Raw genomic sequence first — 15375 nt, 5'->3', positions numbered from 1 at the left:
GTGACTAGACCAAACTGGCTTGCGGGTGCTGGATGCTTTCCAGCATGTTGCGTCCGCGTTGGGCCGGGTTTTCCAAACCCAGCCAGGCCAGCGTGGTTTTACCGATATCAGCGAAGGATTCCCGAATGCCCAGATTCACGCCGGGTAATTGGGGGCTGTAAAGCAGAATGGGCACGTACTCACGGGTGTGATCCGAGCCGGGGGCGGTGGGGTCGCAACCGTGGTCCGCGGAAATCATCAGCAGGTCATCCGGGCCCAGCGCTTCCAAAACACGTCCCAGTCCGGCGTCCACTTCTTCCAGAGCCCGGGCGTAGCCGTTCACATCACGGCGGTGGCCGTAGTTGCTGTCGGTTTCCACCAGATTGACGAAGACAAACTGCTTGTCCGCTTGCGGGTAATCGCTGAGGGCCTTCTTTTCCAGGCTTAATTCATCCAGATTTTGCTCTTGGCGAATGATTTTATTCAGCACTTCCAGCCCTTCCGGGTTGCTGCCGGTATGAATAGAATGGGTTAGGCCAGAGAAGCAGAAAATGTCTTCAATTTTCCCCACGCCCAGCACCACAGCCCCGGCTTCCCGGATGCGGTTCAGCACGGTGGCCTCAGGGGGTAATACGGCGTAGTCCCGGCGGTCTTTGCCCACCCGTTTGAAGGTGTCCGGGCTGGTGCCGATAAAAGGACGGGCAATGACCCGGGAGACCTTGTGCGGGCCGTCCAGAATTTCACGGGCCGTTTCGCACCACTGGTACAGGGTGGCCAAATCCACTTTGCTTTTCGGGCCAATGTGGGCGGCAATCTGGAACACGCTATCGGCGCTGGTGTAGACAATGGGGTCGCCCGTTTCCAGGTGCTGCATGCCCAGTTCTTCCAGAATTTTGGTGCCGGAAGCCGGTTTGTTGCCCAAAATGTTTTTGATCCCGGTTTCCCGCTTGAAGCGCTCCACAATCTCTGGGGGGAAGCCCTCCGGGTAGGTGGGGAAGGGGGTTTCCAGATAAATACCGGCCATTTCCCAGTGGCCGGTGGTGGTGTCCTTGCCGCGGGAGAACTCCGACATTTTGCCGTAGCTGCCCAGCGGCTTTTCCTGCGGCTTGACCCGGTTTAAATTCAGTATGTTGCCCAGTCCCAGTTTTTCAAAGTTGGGCAGGCTCAGGCGATCAGCGTGTTTGTCAATGTTGCCCATGGTGTTGCAGTCCAGGCTGTCCCCATAATCGGGGGCATCGGGCAGGGCGCCCACGCCCCAGGCATCTACAACAACTACAAAAACACGTTTGAACGACATCGGGTGGTTCTCCTTGGTTCCTTGAAAACTGTGTGCAAATAAAAACGGGCCGGGCTGCCAACTTGCTTTTTGTTTTTGGGAACCGCCAGCGCTTTGTTCGTCTGTCTGTTTGTCTCGGTTAGAATGGGAACACCCCGAACCGAGGGGTAAAGCGTCACGGTTTTGCAATGATTGGAGCCAATTGCCTTCATGGTATACCACCCTTTTTCGATTACCAAGTGTTTTTCCGCAACCGCTGTGGTCGTTGCCCTGTTACTGGCGGGAAGTCTGGCTCCGGTTCAGGCCCTGGTTAAAATGGATGCCCAGACCGTGGATGCCTCCCTGGTCTATGGCATGAAGAACCAGAAGCTGGGGCTTTCCGCCCTGCTGGGGGCAAACTGGATTGAGGGTGAGAACGGGGCGCTGTTAAATGTGTACTCTCCGTTTATGATGTTGGCCACCAAGGCGGCCAAAGCGGGTTTTTCCAGTAACCCGGCCAAGAGTGACCTGATGAACGCCCGCAAACGCTTTGGCAAGGAAGTGGCCTTCTACTCGGATGCCAAGAATCGCCTGCAAGTAAAGTTTGCCGTCAGTTTTTACGGGGACTCCCCCGGGTTTGCCAAGAACTACAACGCCAAAATCGTGGGATTTGGCCGGGGTAAAAGTTTTGAGATTAAGCCGTCCAAAGTCAATCTGGATGCGGTGGCCGATCCGGTGACTGGTGGGGTTTCCGGGGCGGCTTACGAGGCGGTGAATGGGTATTATTTCAACTTTGCCGACCTGGAAAATCTGGATGAATTTACTCTGCTGCTGGAAAGCCCTTCGGGCCCGCCCGTCAAGTTTCGACTCAAAAACGCCCGCTTGTATTAGCGCTTTTAGTTCTAAAAACATTTAATAAGCGAATCGCTCGTTCTTCTCCCTTTTCGCATCGGGGAGCCTGAAAGCGGCGAGATTGTCCAGCTTCAATGAAGAAGGAGATTTCCAGACTATTCCCATGGGGAGGTCTGGAGGGGGGACAGCGCTTGCGCTGAACTCTGTTCCCCCTCCAGTGGGGTTTAAGGGGCAAACGCCCCTTAAAAAATAAGAAATAATGCCTATCAAAATCAATAAAAAGCCCCGGCTTGGATTCCGGGGCTTTTAAACTTTTGAATCCAGTCTGGTTGACCCAGTCTGGACGACTATCTCACACGCTTTTCAAACCGATTTAATCACGCTTTACCGAGTGCAAGAAGGAGGGTTGGAAGGATGGTTAGTAGCTTTGCTTCCAGTAGGCATCTTCAATGGCCATGTTTTTTTCAGCTTCCGAGCGGATGCTGACGTTGTTGGGGGTGAAGATGAACACGCCATCGCCAATGCGTTGCTGGTTCCCGTCAATGGCATGGGTGGCGCCGGAAAGGAAATCCACCACACGCTGGGATTGAGCGGTATCCAGCAAGTGCAGGTTCAGGATGACCGATTTTTTGGTGCGCAGATGCTCAATAATTTCCAGGGCTTCTTCAAAGGCCCGGGGCTCAATGACCACAACCTGGGCTTTCTGGCTGGTGGGATGATCCACCACGCGCAGCGGCTTGCGGGCTTTTTTGCTGTCATCCAGCATTTCTACTTCCTGTTCGGGGCGAGTGTTACGAAACTCGTAATCCTCTTCCATTCCGTAGGCTTCATCCTCGAAGGGATCGCCCGATACCCAGTTCTTTAGCTTGCTTAAAAGTCCATTGTTCATGCCGGCAAGAAACCTCCCTGCTCTCTATCCTGTAAACTATCCTGTGAATCACCTGAAGTTTTGTAACTTCGATTGGTTTTATTGTACGCCAATCGTTAAGTTTTAAAAAGATAATTCCCTATCCTGATTATTGTAGCACCACAGGCCAGCGCTTGGGGAAAGTCATGGCTCATTCCCATGGACAATTCCGGCAGATCGATCCCAAGGCGGCTTTCAAGCTCCGATTTCAGGGTGGCCACTTGGCTGAAAGCGGCTTTTAGGGCCGCGTCATTCTGGGTCAGGGAAGCCTCCGCCGGGGCCATAGTCATTAATCCTCGCAGTTCAAGACCGGGGAGTCGGGCAATTTGAGCGGCCTTGTCCAGCAATTCATCAGGGGAAAAGCCATGCCGGGAAGCATCCTGGCTAATATTGACCTGAAGCAGAACAGGCTGTAAAAACCCTTGCTGTGTGCTGAGGTTTGAAATAGCTTCCGCCAGCGGCAGAGAGTCTACCGAGTGGATGAGGCTGAACCGGCCCAGCGCTTTTTTGACCTTATTGCCCTGTAAGTGCCCAATCAGGTGCCAACGGAGGTCGGGGTAGTCAGTGGCCGGGAAGGAGGCCATTTTGTCGAGGGCATCCTGCACCTTATTCTCTCCAAAATGGCGAATCCCGGCGGCGTAGGCCGTCTGCATTTGTTCGACCGTGGCGTACTTGGTTACGGCGACCAGAGTGACTGGCGCTAGGGGCGGACTGCCCGCCGTGGGGCGGACTTGGCGGATGATCGTTTCAACCTGTGCCACTTGCTGCTGGATGCTCATGCTCAATAGCTTATCAAAACCGGAGGAAATCGGGAGGTTGAATGCAGCCGGGGCGATCCTCACCACTCCGGCTCCAATCGTTTTTTTGGCGATTTCTCGTGTAAGGGTTTGTAAAGATCATTCAAGTTTTGGAAAGAACCTTCGAAATTCCAAAATAAGGCGCTTTCTCCCGTGCAACGTTTTGCCCGAGAGCGCCAAAAGTTTATCGATTCACCATCTCAAAAAGCAGGAGGGGACTCTTCGTGACTAACATAAGCAACAACGGTTCCTACAAGCCAACCAATTCGACGCCCACGCCGACACCGAGCCCGACGCCTGCCAAGGACACCAAAACCTATCACATTTCCCGGGAACTGGACGGCAAGGACAATGAAGGAGTGGTGGGAGAACTGTTAACCCAGGGTACTCAAAGTCTGGCCGACGCCAACAAGTATTTTGCCATGTTGAAGTACAACACAACCGGCCTTTTGGCGGAAAATACCCAGCTTGTGCAGGACACAGCAAAACTCATCGCCCAGAAGGGCTCTGCCGAAGCCGCCCAGATATTGGGGGCGGATGACATGTACGTGGCTGGCGATCCGGGCGTCGGGGGCAAAGGGAACAACTACTCCTGGGTAGATGTCAAGCCGAAACCTGGCTATTACACCATGTTTAAAGATGGCGGTGATGTCGGCTCCAAGATTACGGTAAATGCCCACGTGGAAGAAATTAACCCGGAAGGGGATACGGCCTTTACCGAGTACGGCTTTGTCATTCAGGATGATAAAGGGGCCAAGACCCAGGCCACCTTGTCTGGTGGCCAACTGACCATTGTCGATGCCAATGGGAAGAGTAGAAAACTGCTCCCTCCCAACGATGTGTATGTGGTGGGGAATCCAGCAGATCCCACGGCGAAATTTTATTACGCCGATGTGCCGGGGGCCGGTAAGGATGGCGCCCCTGAGAAGCGTTTGATGGTGGAGTATTACGAAAAGCCCACTCAGGCCAGCATTGACAAAATGGTAGCCGCCGGTATGACTCGTGCCGAAGCCGCAGCACTCAGGACGAAAACATCCTTTAATTATGGCTTCCGGGTTCCAGATGGGGTCAATACATTTGCTTCCCCGGAAGGCGTGGGTGCTGGTACCGCCAAAAAGGTGGCGGCCAATGGCGTCAAAACCTACTACGACTCTCATTACAATGAGGGGCCTTGTACAGTGATGGATGTGGTCTACAACACCCCCACACCAACACCCACCCCGACCCCAACGCCCTATCCGCCTACACCGACGCCCACGCCTACACCGACTCCTACCCCCACGCCAAACAAGCCTGTAGCGGCGAACGAACGGGCCCTATCGTGGGGCGATCCCCATATCCTGGATCCGGATGACCCGGATTTGGATAAGAACAATACCACCTATGATTTTCATGAACGAGGGTTGTTCAACATCCTGAAGGACAAGGGCGTGCAACTCAACGCCAAAGTCAGTCAGGGGCCTCGAAATACCACCATCAATACCGAAGTCGGGGTGGTGGTCGGCGGGCGTACCATTCAGGCCCAGGCAGACGGTTCCATCAAAATTGGTTACAAAGATCCCAACGTGGTGGGGGCTGATATTAAGGAGCTGAAGGAAGGCCAGACCGTGTTGCTGGATGATGGGGCCACGGTGACCCGGACCAACGGCAACGTAGTGGTACAAACCAAAGAGTACAGAATGCAGTTTGCCTTCAGGGAAATCAAAAGCATCCCGGGGATGAAATACATTGACATTGATATTCGAACCAAAGCCGGCGGGGTCATGCAGGACAAAGTGGCTCCCACGGGTATTCTGGGCGAATTGTTCGATGCGGACGACACCCCGGTAAAGGGTCTAAAAAATTCGCTGGATACTTACAAGGTAGGGGCATTGGTTGGCAGGGGCGCTGCACTCCCAGACAAACTGCCCGCAACCGGTCATCCCTCCTATCAAATTATTGACCAGTTGTTGAAAGAGGTCAGCGCGGATGGAAATTACAGCGCTGCTGAATTAGCGAAGGTGGCTGCCAGCGCCCGAGTGAAAGGCTCGGTGTATGAGCCGGTCTTGAAAGCCCTGGCGGATGTGGCCAAAGCCAACAACAAGTCAGTCACTTCGGCAATCCTCCAAAAAGTCGCCAAGCAGGTGGGGAACGATAATTTCCTGACTGCTAATGAAATCAAACAGAATCTTCCTGCCCTGGCTGGATGGGCCAAATCCACCAAACCCGCTAATCCGCTACCAACCAAACTCCCCACCACTGGCAACGCCGACTATAAAGTGATTGACCAGTTGTTGAAAGAGGTCAGCGCGGATGGAAATTACAGCGCTGCTGAATTAGCGAAGGTGGCTGCCAGCGCCCGAGTGAAAGGCTCGGTGTACGAGCCGGTCTTGAAAGCCCTGGCGGATGTGGCCAAAGCCAACAACAAGTCAGTCACGTCGGCAATCCTCCAAAAAGTCGCCAAGCAGGTGGGGAACGATAATTTCCTGACTGCTAATGAAATCAAAAATCAGTTGGCAACTGTGGCAGGCTGGAAAAAAGCCACGCCCACCCCAGCCCCTACGCCAGCTCCGTCTCCTGCGCCAAAGCCAACCCCAACGCCGACCCCTGCGCCTTCACCCGCACCCGCGCCGGGAGATCAGTTTTCACAGTTGCAGAAAATGATGAACCAGTTGCTGGCGCTATTCGCCCAGCTATTTGGGGGCGGAAAATAAGTAAAGCCTGAGTCTTGGTTATCACCCTTACGCAAACCGAACAGGAACTTTTTACCGAGTTCCTGTTCTTTGCTTTCATGGCATTCCAGCGATAGGTTGACCCTACTTTTTCGGAAAACCATGCCCTCTGAAAAGAAAAAGAGAGGCTTTGCCCTCTCAAACTTTGTAAGATAAATAAGATGCGTTTTATTTTGATTGGGAGAAACAAAAACATGAGAACTGGTTTGAATCAGCCTTCCCGGGTGGTATCCGCTTTGGCGCTGAGCGTTGCCCTGGCTTTATCGGTGATTGGGACGGCCCAGGCCCATGAGGGCCATGAACCGCCCAGGTTAATCAGCACCCAGGGACACGGTGAGGTCAAGGTTCGCCCGGATTCCCTGAGCGTAAATGTCAGGGTCGAAACCAAGAACGAAAAGCTGCCCATGGCCCGCAGTGAAAATAACCGGAAGGCCCAGGAGATTGTAGCGGCTTTAAAAGCGCTGAATATTCCCAACCTCAAGCTGGAAACCCAGGGACTGAATGTCTATCCGGTGCAGGAGTATCAGAAGGACAAATTGCCCAAGGTAGTTGGCTATCAGGTCAGCAATGGACTGGTGGTGACGGTGACCGGAGCGGCCCCGGAGGCTTTGGGTGAATATGGCAGTCGCATTGTGGATGCCGCCCTCAACAGTGGTGCCAACAATGTGGACGGCCTGAACTTTTTTCTGAATGATCCCACCCCGGCCCGGAATCAGGCCCTTTCGCTGGCGGTGAAGGACGCTCGCCGTAACGCCGAGGTGATGGCCAAGGCCGCCGACGTTACTATTGCCGGGGTTTACTCCATGGAAGGCAACGCCCAGTTTGGCAGTTTTCCACGGCCGGTGCCCATGTTCGCCATGAAATCCCGGATGGGTGGCGCGGAAGCGGACAGCGCCCCTCCGGTTGAAACGGGTGAAACCACCGTGACCAGCGATGTGACCGTTCGCTTTAAATTCTAGTGGCTCACCCGCTGTTATCAGCGCGCTTTAAAAACCACCCGCCTGAAATGCGGGTGGTTTTTATTTGCGGATTCTCATAAAAAATATGGAAGAGTTCCAGTAAAATAACAGCCCCTAAAGTAGAAATTAAGAAAATTTAAGTATTCCAAAAGAAGCAAAATCGACACCACATCGCTGGGTAGCCTCGCCAGTCTGGCCAGCCTGAATATTTAATGGACGGTTCTGTTTCTTTACGCTAGTATTCAGGCTTGGGTTGCAAATTGCCCTGAACTGTTCGCTTGTTCAGCAATAGGTGCCACTCAAATACTGCACTGTCTAACTCCGGTGAGATCAGTTTTCCTCGTTGAGAGGTTTTTTAACAGAACACGCTGTGTTTTGCGTTCATTGGCTTTTATGTGAGCGAGGAACACGGGGGTTCTCCCGTTTGGTTTACTCCGAATGGACTCGTTATTGACTTGTGAAGGCACGAATTAGGACTTCATGCTTCGCTCTGCAACGCAAATGCCACCCATAGCCCCAGCCAGACAGCCGAATCGGCTGAAATTTGGCTCCCCCGCAGCGGAGCTGGGTCTATTGACCAAGGGGTTGGCGTCTCTGGAGAAGCACCCTCTGGCGGAATTGTTGTTCAAGGACGTCACCGCCTTTAATATCCCCAAAATTGCCTTGTCCCGAACCTGGAAAGAACGCTGGGATACCGCCACTCTGGAGCTGTCCAACTCGGGCATTACCTTGCTCTCCTCGTTGTTTTTGCCCCATTTGGTGCGCTGGCCGGTGAATCAACTGGCCCAGCTTTCCCAGCATTACACGGGCACGGACGTGCTAAAAGAAGAGTTCTCCAAAGTCACGCCGCGACTGGCCGGTAAAAATCTGCTGCCTGCCAAGATGGCCCGCATGGGCGCTTCGTTCGGGTTCTTTTTTCCGTTTGCCGCCGCATTTTGGGCCGCCCCCTTCGCCCGTAACTGGCTGACCATGAAACGCACCCAATCGGCCAACTTTGAGTCTATGATCGGTTTTCATGAGGCCGGGTCTCATCAACCCAAGCGCACCTTGCAAGAAGAGATGGCTTATCAGCGGAACGCCGCCCTTAAAACCGTGGCCACCGGGCTGGGCTTGGGCATAGGCTCCCTGCTGACCGGTGGACTGCTGGCCCGACGTTTGGGTAAAAGTCTGCGTCAAAATCTGCAAGACAGCCTTGTTCAAAAGCTATCCAGCGGCCAGGGCGGAAAAGTGTTTGAGCGCTTTTTCAGAACGTTTGACCTAAAAGGCAATCAGGTCAACGGCCAGACGGCCACCCTGGTCTTTTGGGGGCTGCCCGCGTATTTGGGCTGGATTCACGGGGCCCGCAGCGGAAATGAACGGCGGGAGCGGGTCATTCAATCGGCCAATGCCATTTTCTGGTTCTTTTTCGCCTCCAAGCTAACCACCCCCCTGTGGCGGAAAGGCTATAAAGAAGTGCTGAAGGGTGAAACCCTGGCCAAGTGCAAACAGGTTCTGGATGCCAGGGACGTCAAGGCAGGCTTAGGCGCGGCGACAGCCAAAATTGAGGATCGTTTGCTGAACCTGAGCTATCAGGATATTTTGAAGCATTTTGAAGCAGAGCCATCCCTGCGAAATCAATTGCTTAAGCTGAAGAACGCCAAATTCGCCCTGAACGATTTGGGGGTGCCTATCTCCACATTGACCGCAGTACAGTTGCTTAACTTCAACCTGACCGAGCGAAAAATCAAGGCGGCTCAGCCCATTCAGCCCCCGTTTCAGGCTCACCCTGCGAATGGGCTGAACCCGTTTCACGCCCCGGTGCCCCCGTTTGGGGCCGTCTCTTCCAGTTTTTCGCCGTTTCAGGCTGCCGGTGTGTGGGGTCAGGGTTCGCCGTTGGTGACATCGCAACAACCAAACGTCTTTTAGGCGTTAGTCCCCACTAATATCAGGGGTTCAATGCTTTAGGGGCAAACTTACTGCTGCTGCTGCCCACTGCGGGAGCAAGCCAGTCGAGAGCGATTAACCACAAGGCCAGACAGGGTCTGGGTGAGGGTGGTCAGCCCGATGGCGGCAAAAATCAGGGTAAACGGAATAATTTGCACAGCCCAGCGATCGCTGGCCACGGCCATCAAAAAGTGAAAGCCCAGCCAAATGCTGATGAAGCCGGTGATTAGAATCAGGTACTCCCGAGCGGTGGGCGATAACTGAGGCCACCGGATCACGGTGGCAATGAGGCCCAGAAGCCCCAAAATGAGGATAATGCGCCACACTTGTTTGGACACTTCCGCCGTACGGGTTATGGCCTTATCCGGATAGCGCATCAGGCGGGCCGAACCCCATTGGGTGTCACGAATGCCCGTTTCCGAGGTGGTCCATAAAATATGCCGAAGCCGGGTGTTTCCGCTTGCCAGATAACGCAGGGGATCTTGCTTGATAATGTGCATAGCCCAGGCCTTGTCCTCGGCCAGCTCGGCCAATCGAGCCGTGGGGCCACTTTTCCCGAATCTGGCTTGCGCAATACGTTCTTTTAGCACCGGTAACCGGGGCGGGGAAACCAGGCGACTTTCCGTTTCATAATGGGTAGTGGACACCAACCAGATTTCTCCACCCCAGAACAGTTGAACCCGACCTGTTAATAAATACTGATGGTACAACCAGGTGGATAACATCAGTCCGGCGGAAGCTCCCAGCACGAGCAAGCCTTTCAGGCTTTGTTTCCATTGGGAACGGCGACACAACAGCATAACCAGTGCCGTGAGGGGTAAAAATACCAGTGCCGTGGAACGGGTTAAAACCGCGCAGTACAATAAAACCCCGGTGCCAGCCCAGTAGGCCCAATGGACCCTTGAGTGGCGTGGCGCCTCCAAAATAAGCCAGGTGAGCAAGAGGTAAAAGTATAGGGTGGGCAATTCCGAGGCCAACAGGGCGGAATAGGCAATTAATTGAGACTGCACAGCGGCCAAGGCCAGAGCCGACAGGGCAACTGCCCGATTGCCGCTGAGGCGTTTGGCCAATAGGTAGATAAGCATCATGACCCATCCACTCAGGGCCAGATTGAAAATCCAGGCGGGCCAGTAGCTGTTACCCCAGAGCATGCGGCTGTAGGTCAGCAGCAAAATAATACCGGGATGCTTGTCGATGTTATCAAACGTCCAGTCGCCACTGGCCAGTTGGGCGGCATTTGTCCAGTACCCTTCATAATCGCTGATCGGGTCAGGTTGCGTCCAGGCGATCCAGCCCAGCCGGAGCATCAGCCCCAGACCCAGTATGAACCAGGCCCACCAGCTTGGTTTTTCAGCCCCAAAAGCGCAGGCCACTTTCCAGCCAAACCACAAGGCCACCATCCACCCCAAGCCGTATAAAATGGCCGTGCCCCACAGGCCTTCAAACGCATCCATCATGACTGTTGCCGGTAAGCCCCGGTAGTGCCCCGGCGAACCAGATTCAGGGAACGCAGAATGGTGCGGGCAATTTTAATTTTAGAGGTACTCACTTTTTGATCGTAGCGCAGGATCATGGGTACTTCGCAGAACAAAGCGCCCACGCGGTTCAGTTTCATAATAATTTCAGCCATACAGGCAAAGCCCGCTTCCGTGATAAAGCGATCGCCGTAAGTCTGGAATGCTTTTTGCAGAATACTGGCCCGGTACAAACGAAACCCGCAGGTGTAATCTTTAATATTGAAAATAGGGTTGGTAATGCGAAACACCCAACTGGAGCCATGGCTGAGCAGAGTGCGGAACCAGTCCAGGCCCACCACCTGGGAACCGTAGCGATATCGGGAGGCCACCACCACGTCGTTGCCTTCCTTTATCAGTTGAATCATGCGGTCAATCAGGTAGGGGCTATGCGTTCCGTCGGAGTCCATAACCGCAATAATGTCGTTGGGATTGGCGCGTTCCAAAGCCACCAGAAACCCGGTTTTCACCGCTTCCCCCAGCCCCCTGTTTTGAGGATGCCGAATGATATCGACACGTGGAACGCGGGCCGCTTCCAGTATGGACATGGAGTCATCGGTGCTACCGTCATCCACCACCAGAATCTGGAAGGAGCAATGGGGCAAGGCCGGACCAAACGAAGCGGTCAGTTGGCTCAGGGCCGCTCCCTCGTTGAAAGCGGGCAGCACAATGAACAGTCGAGGACTTTGAACCTCTGCTGTGGGGGTAACTGCGGCGTGGGGGTGGGTCGATGTGGTGGTCATTGAACTACTATTTCAAATTAAACAGTTGTTTTTCGCAAGTCATTCTTTATTTTCGGAAACACAAAAAAACCTCCGCCGGATAAAAGCGGAGGTTTTTTAAGATTAGAACGCTCTACGGTCACAATAAACGGGAGAGCCTTGAATGAAATGGGGCTACTTTTGACCGACCGGGGCTTTTTTGTAGTTCGCGCCGGGTACGGTTTTCCAGTTGGCGGCCATAATCATTTTGTAGGCTTTCAGTGCGGTATCTTCAATCTCGCCGAGTTCTTCGGCTTTCATGATCAGGTTCCGCAGGGGGAGCAACGCTTTGGGGTCTTTCAACATACCCAAGGCGGCGCCAGCGCCAGCACGCACCAGATCGTTCTCGGATTCGTTTTCCAGAACCTCGATCAAGTGAGGAACCGCACGCTTGTCACCCAGTTTACCCAGAGATTGGACTGCATAGATACGAACATTCACCCATTCATCGGTCAGCACACTGATCAGCGCGTCGACAGCGGAGGCATCACCCAGTTCGCCCAAGGCGCGGGTGGCATCACAACGCACGTTCACTTTTTCGTGAGAGAGGCTTTCAATCAACGGAGTGACCGCGATGTCGCCAATTTCAATCAAAGCGTCGGCAGCGGTCATACAAACCTGGCTGTTGCTGTCACTGAGGGCTTCCACCAGAGGAAGAACCACTTCCACACCACCCAGACGACCGAGGGCACGAGCGGCACGAACGCGTACATCCACGTTGCGATCTTCGCGAAGCGACTCGATCAACGGAATCGTAGCGGAGGGGTCACCCAGTTCACCCAAAGCGCGGGCTGCGTAGAGACGAACCGAACCGTTCTTGTCGTTTTTCAACACATCAATCAACGGTTCTACAGCGGCCATATCACCCATCTCACCCAACATGCGGGCGGCGTTGTAACGGGTTTTCTCGGAAGGGCTATTCTGAAGCTCTTCCAGAAGTTCGTCGAAAGATTTTACTGCTTTTTCTTTTTTGGTGCCGGTAGTAGTTGCCATTTGAAACAATTCCCTCCCGAAAATGTAACCGTTACATAACAACCTCCTCCCAAGAGTTGCCGGTGGGGCAATTCCTGAATCTAACAATCTGCCGGGCCCTGATTGACCCTTCAGTTGCTTAAAAGAGATCCAATCAATTTTTGTGTTAGTGGTGCTTGTAATGTAACGTGATGTAAATGTTGGATAATCGTTCTATTGCTTCCGTAGATTCAGTATTTTAACACTTTTTGTTTTGCTTGGACACGCGAATGATTGTTATTAGACATTGTTACTAATTCCACACCTCTCTTGACATTCCCAAACGACTGTAAGTGAACCCCTTTTTTAGCTAACCATAACTTACGAAAACTTATTAATATATCTTAACTTGTTTATTATAAAAATGGATTTTTTTAAATGGATTATTGTTCTTAATGAATATAAATCTATTCTAACGGGTGATAGCCATTTGTGTAAATATAAAAAAATAAAATAGTTTGATGGCGACTTGATTTAATTCTGAAAACGCCTCTCTCGCAATTATGAGTTATTTTATTTTAAAAACATTTAATTTTATTGATTTAAACATATAAAAACGATCATAAATCCGCCAGCTTGAACGACCCCCATGCCAGCTTGAGAAGAACGCGCCATTGCATTACCATGGATGAAAGCTCTGAGGATAGCAGCTCTGACTAACCAGGAGAGTATTTTCGATGACCCCTCACTTTAAAGCCAACCACCAGAAAACCCGCCTGCTATTAGTCTTTGGGTTTACGCTTTTAATCGCGGTTTGCTTTCAGTGGTACCGGGGCCGCTTTGATCAATCCGCCACCGCGGAAGCCAAAGGGAAAGCCACGGTCAGCGATGCCCTGTTTGTAGGAATGCGCCCGGCCAAACCGGCTGAAGTCAGGCAAGTGCTTCCGGAAACAGCGACCAAACCGACCCTATTGGTCTTCAGTTCCCGGTTTTGCCACGATTGCCAGCGCCTGGCGCCCGTCATAAACAAGTTAACCGCTCAGCACCCCAAGGTGGTTTACCGGAAGCTGGATGTCAACGACGATCAACAAAAGGCGCCGGCAATATTTCGCGCGTTTAAGCCGGTCTCTGTCCCGCTCATGATATTCATCGCGCCGGGTGGAGAAATTCAGAACGCCCTGTACAATTACCAAACCCCGGAAGTGTTGGCCGAGGCCCTCAAAACGCTGGAAGCCTCCGGTCCGTTGCCCTCCGCTCCGGCCAAAAAAGTGTCTCGCTAAGCCCCCCATCGCCCAATTGGCAAGTTACCATCGGTTACTACACGCTCTCTAAACCGAGAGCGCTTTGAGAATCTTCGCATGCCTGAATTACAAACCCTGTTTCTGACCGCCCTGAGCCAGCATTCCCTGACCGTGTTGCTATTGGCCTTTCTGGGCGGGGTTATGAGTTCTCTGCTGCCCTGCACGGTGGGCATGTTGCCGGTACTGGTGGGGTATGTGGGCGGCTATACGGCCACCAGCAAGCTGGCCATTTTGCGGCAAATTTTGTTGTTTATGGTGGGCTTTGCCCTGGTTTTAACCGCCCTGGGCGTTCTGGCCAGTGTGTTGGGAACGGCCATGGCCGCCCTGGTGGGGGTGGGCTGGTATTATTTTCTGGGCTTTGTGGCCATTTTAATGGGGCTGCAACTACTGGAGGTCATTCAAATCCCGCTGCCCCAGTTTGTGACCCGCTTGCCGGAAAGCAAGGCGGGCTCATGGATTGCGCCCATTGTTTTAGGGGCGGCCTTTGGGGCGGCGTCCTCTCCCTGCGGAACGCCCTTTCTGACTGCCATTCTGGGCTTTATTAGCCGAGAGAGTAACTGGGTGCTGGGTGGGGCCAGCCTGTTCAGCTACGCCTTGGGCCAGTCCATGCTGTTGCTGGCCGTAGGATTGTGTACGGGCCTCATCAAGCAGATGGCTCGCTTTCGTCAGGTGGGCTCGGTCATCACCCGGCTGAGTGCCCTGGTGTTTATGCTGGGGGGGGCGTTGCTGATTGCTCAGGCGGCAGGCTGGCTGGATGTCTTTGCCTTTTTCTAGCTCAAAATTCTCGTTCGTTTTTGTCGTATGGTCGTAGGACTCTATAGAATTAGCACTACAAAAGATTGGCTCACTCACCCTATGATTCGTGTTACCAGTGGCAAGTACCGGGGACGCAGCGTTGACTCTCCGCCCAGGAACAAGGAAATTCGTCCCACCACTTCCCTGATGCGGGAAAGTATTTTTAACAAGCTTCAAATGCAACTGCCAGGGTGCCGCTTTCTGGATTTGTTCGCCGGTTCCGGCATCATGGGGCTGGAAGCGCTGAGCCGTGGGGCGGACTTTGTGCTGGCCATTGAGCAGGATTCGGAACAATGCCGAGTGATTCGCAAGAATTATGCGCACATTGGCCTGAGCGAAAAAGAGGTGAAAGTCGTTCCCTGTGACGCTTTGGGCTTGATGAAAAAGCCCTGCCGGGAAGCACCCTTTGACTTTGTGTTTGCCGATCCGCCTTATGGTTTCAAAGCGCTGCCAGAACTGGTGGAACACTGCCAGAGAAACGGTTGGCTCAAGCCCGGGGGGGTGATGATTGTGGAGCATGGCAGTCGGGATGCTGAGCTAGAAGGCTTTATCCGCAAGGTTTACGGCGATACGGCCATTTCCATTCGTAAGTTTGAAGAAGATCCTTCCGGCGAAAGATAAGTCAAGGTGCTATTTCTTTTTAAGCCTCTTCTGTCAATAGCCTGACGGT

13 protein-coding genes are annotated in these 15375 nt (G+C 53.2%); 7 read left to right on the top strand and 6 right to left on the bottom strand.

Annotated features, from left to right (window positions below):
- Nucleotides 1-4: 4 nt before the first annotated feature.
- Entirely contained in the window at nucleotides 5-1276 is a 1272-nt protein-coding gene (locus DF283_RS11630) for a phosphopentomutase (protein ID WP_303675044.1), read from the bottom strand.
- A 189-nt stretch (nucleotides 1277-1465) separates the two neighbouring features.
- Between DF283_RS11630 and DF283_RS11625 the strand changes: the two genes are divergently transcribed.
- Nucleotides 1466-2125: a hypothetical protein gene (locus DF283_RS11625; protein WP_303675043.1), complete on the top strand. Its 660-nt coding sequence runs from the start codon at nucleotides 1466-1468 to the stop codon at nucleotides 2123-2125.
- A gap of 379 nt (nucleotides 2126-2504) precedes the next feature.
- Here DF283_RS11625 and DF283_RS11620 read toward each other — a convergent pair whose 3' ends face one another.
- Nucleotides 2505-2975: a cell division protein SepF gene (locus DF283_RS11620; protein WP_303675042.1), complete on the bottom strand. Its 471-nt coding sequence runs from the start codon at nucleotides 2973-2975 to the stop codon at nucleotides 2505-2507.
- Nucleotides 2976-3070: 95 nt separating this feature from the next.
- Entirely contained in the window at nucleotides 3071-3772 is a 702-nt protein-coding gene (locus DF283_RS11615) for a YggS family pyridoxal phosphate-dependent enzyme (protein WP_303675041.1), read from the bottom strand.
- Between the two features lie 242 nt (nucleotides 3773-4014).
- Here DF283_RS11615 and DF283_RS11610 point away from each other — a divergent pair, with 242 nt between their 5' ends.
- The 3 genes from DF283_RS11610 (at nucleotide 4015) to DF283_RS11600 (ending at nucleotide 9365) form a co-directional block, all read left to right on the top strand.
- The gene (locus tag DF283_RS11610) at nucleotides 4015-6483 is read left to right on the top strand and encodes a hypothetical protein (RefSeq protein WP_303675040.1); all 2469 of its coding nucleotides are present in this window, start codon (nucleotides 4015-4017) and stop codon (nucleotides 6481-6483) included.
- A 212-nt stretch (nucleotides 6484-6695) separates the two neighbouring features.
- Nucleotides 6696-7460 carry an SIMPL domain-containing protein gene (locus DF283_RS11605; protein WP_303675039.1) on the top strand — a complete coding sequence of 255 codons (765 nt, stop codon included), beginning with the start codon at nucleotides 6696-6698 and terminating at the stop codon, nucleotides 7458-7460.
- Between the two features lie 480 nt (nucleotides 7461-7940).
- A complete protein-coding gene (locus DF283_RS11600; RefSeq protein ID WP_303675038.1) occupies nucleotides 7941-9365 on the top strand; it encodes a hypothetical protein in 1425 nt (474 codons plus the stop codon).
- A 47-nt stretch (nucleotides 9366-9412) separates the two neighbouring features.
- On the opposite strand, the gene DF283_RS11595 is transcribed toward DF283_RS11600, so the two are convergent.
- The 3 genes from DF283_RS11595 to DF283_RS11585 all read right to left on the bottom strand — a co-directional run bounded on the left by DF283_RS11595 (nucleotide 9413) and on the right by DF283_RS11585 (nucleotide 12651).
- Nucleotides 9413-10840 carry a glycosyltransferase family 39 protein gene (locus tag DF283_RS11595; RefSeq protein WP_303675037.1) on the bottom strand — a complete coding sequence of 476 codons (1428 nt, stop codon included), beginning with the start codon at nucleotides 10838-10840 and terminating at the stop codon, nucleotides 9413-9415.
- Nucleotides 10837-11640 carry a glycosyltransferase family 2 protein gene (locus DF283_RS11590; RefSeq protein ID WP_303675036.1) on the bottom strand — a complete coding sequence of 268 codons (804 nt, stop codon included), beginning with the start codon at nucleotides 11638-11640 and terminating at the stop codon, nucleotides 10837-10839. The genes DF283_RS11595 and DF283_RS11590 overlap by 4 nt, the downstream gene beginning before the upstream one ends.
- 153 nt (nucleotides 11641-11793) lie before the next feature.
- The gene (locus DF283_RS11585; RefSeq protein WP_303675035.1) at nucleotides 11794-12651 is read right to left on the bottom strand and encodes a HEAT repeat domain-containing protein; all 858 of its coding nucleotides are present in this window, start codon (nucleotides 12649-12651) and stop codon (nucleotides 11794-11796) included.
- 695 nt (nucleotides 12652-13346) lie between these two features.
- Between DF283_RS11585 and DF283_RS11580 the strand changes: the two genes are divergently transcribed.
- From DF283_RS11580 to rsmD, 3 genes are all read left to right on the top strand, one after another.
- Nucleotides 13347-13889 (top strand): TlpA family protein disulfide reductase, encoded by a 543-nt coding sequence (locus DF283_RS11580; RefSeq protein WP_303675034.1) that lies wholly within the window; start codon nucleotides 13347-13349, stop codon nucleotides 13887-13889.
- 78 nt (nucleotides 13890-13967) lie between these two features.
- Nucleotides 13968-14684: a cytochrome c biogenesis CcdA family protein gene (locus tag DF283_RS11575; protein WP_303675033.1), complete on the top strand. Its 717-nt coding sequence runs from the start codon at nucleotides 13968-13970 to the stop codon at nucleotides 14682-14684.
- A gap of 81 nt (nucleotides 14685-14765) precedes the next feature.
- The gene (rsmD, locus tag DF283_RS11570) at nucleotides 14766-15326 is read left to right on the top strand and encodes a 16S rRNA (guanine(966)-N(2))-methyltransferase RsmD (protein ID WP_303675032.1); all 561 of its coding nucleotides are present in this window, start codon (nucleotides 14766-14768) and stop codon (nucleotides 15324-15326) included.
- Nucleotides 15327-15375 lie beyond the last annotated feature (49 nt).

Source organism: Vampirovibrio chlorellavorus, assembly GCF_003149375.1.
Lineage (GTDB): Bacteria > Cyanobacteriota > Vampirovibrionia > Vampirovibrionales > Vampirovibrionaceae > Vampirovibrio > Vampirovibrio chlorellavorus_B.
Note: the sequence above shows the minus strand (reverse complement) of the source record. Positions and strands in the feature narration are given on the sequence as shown.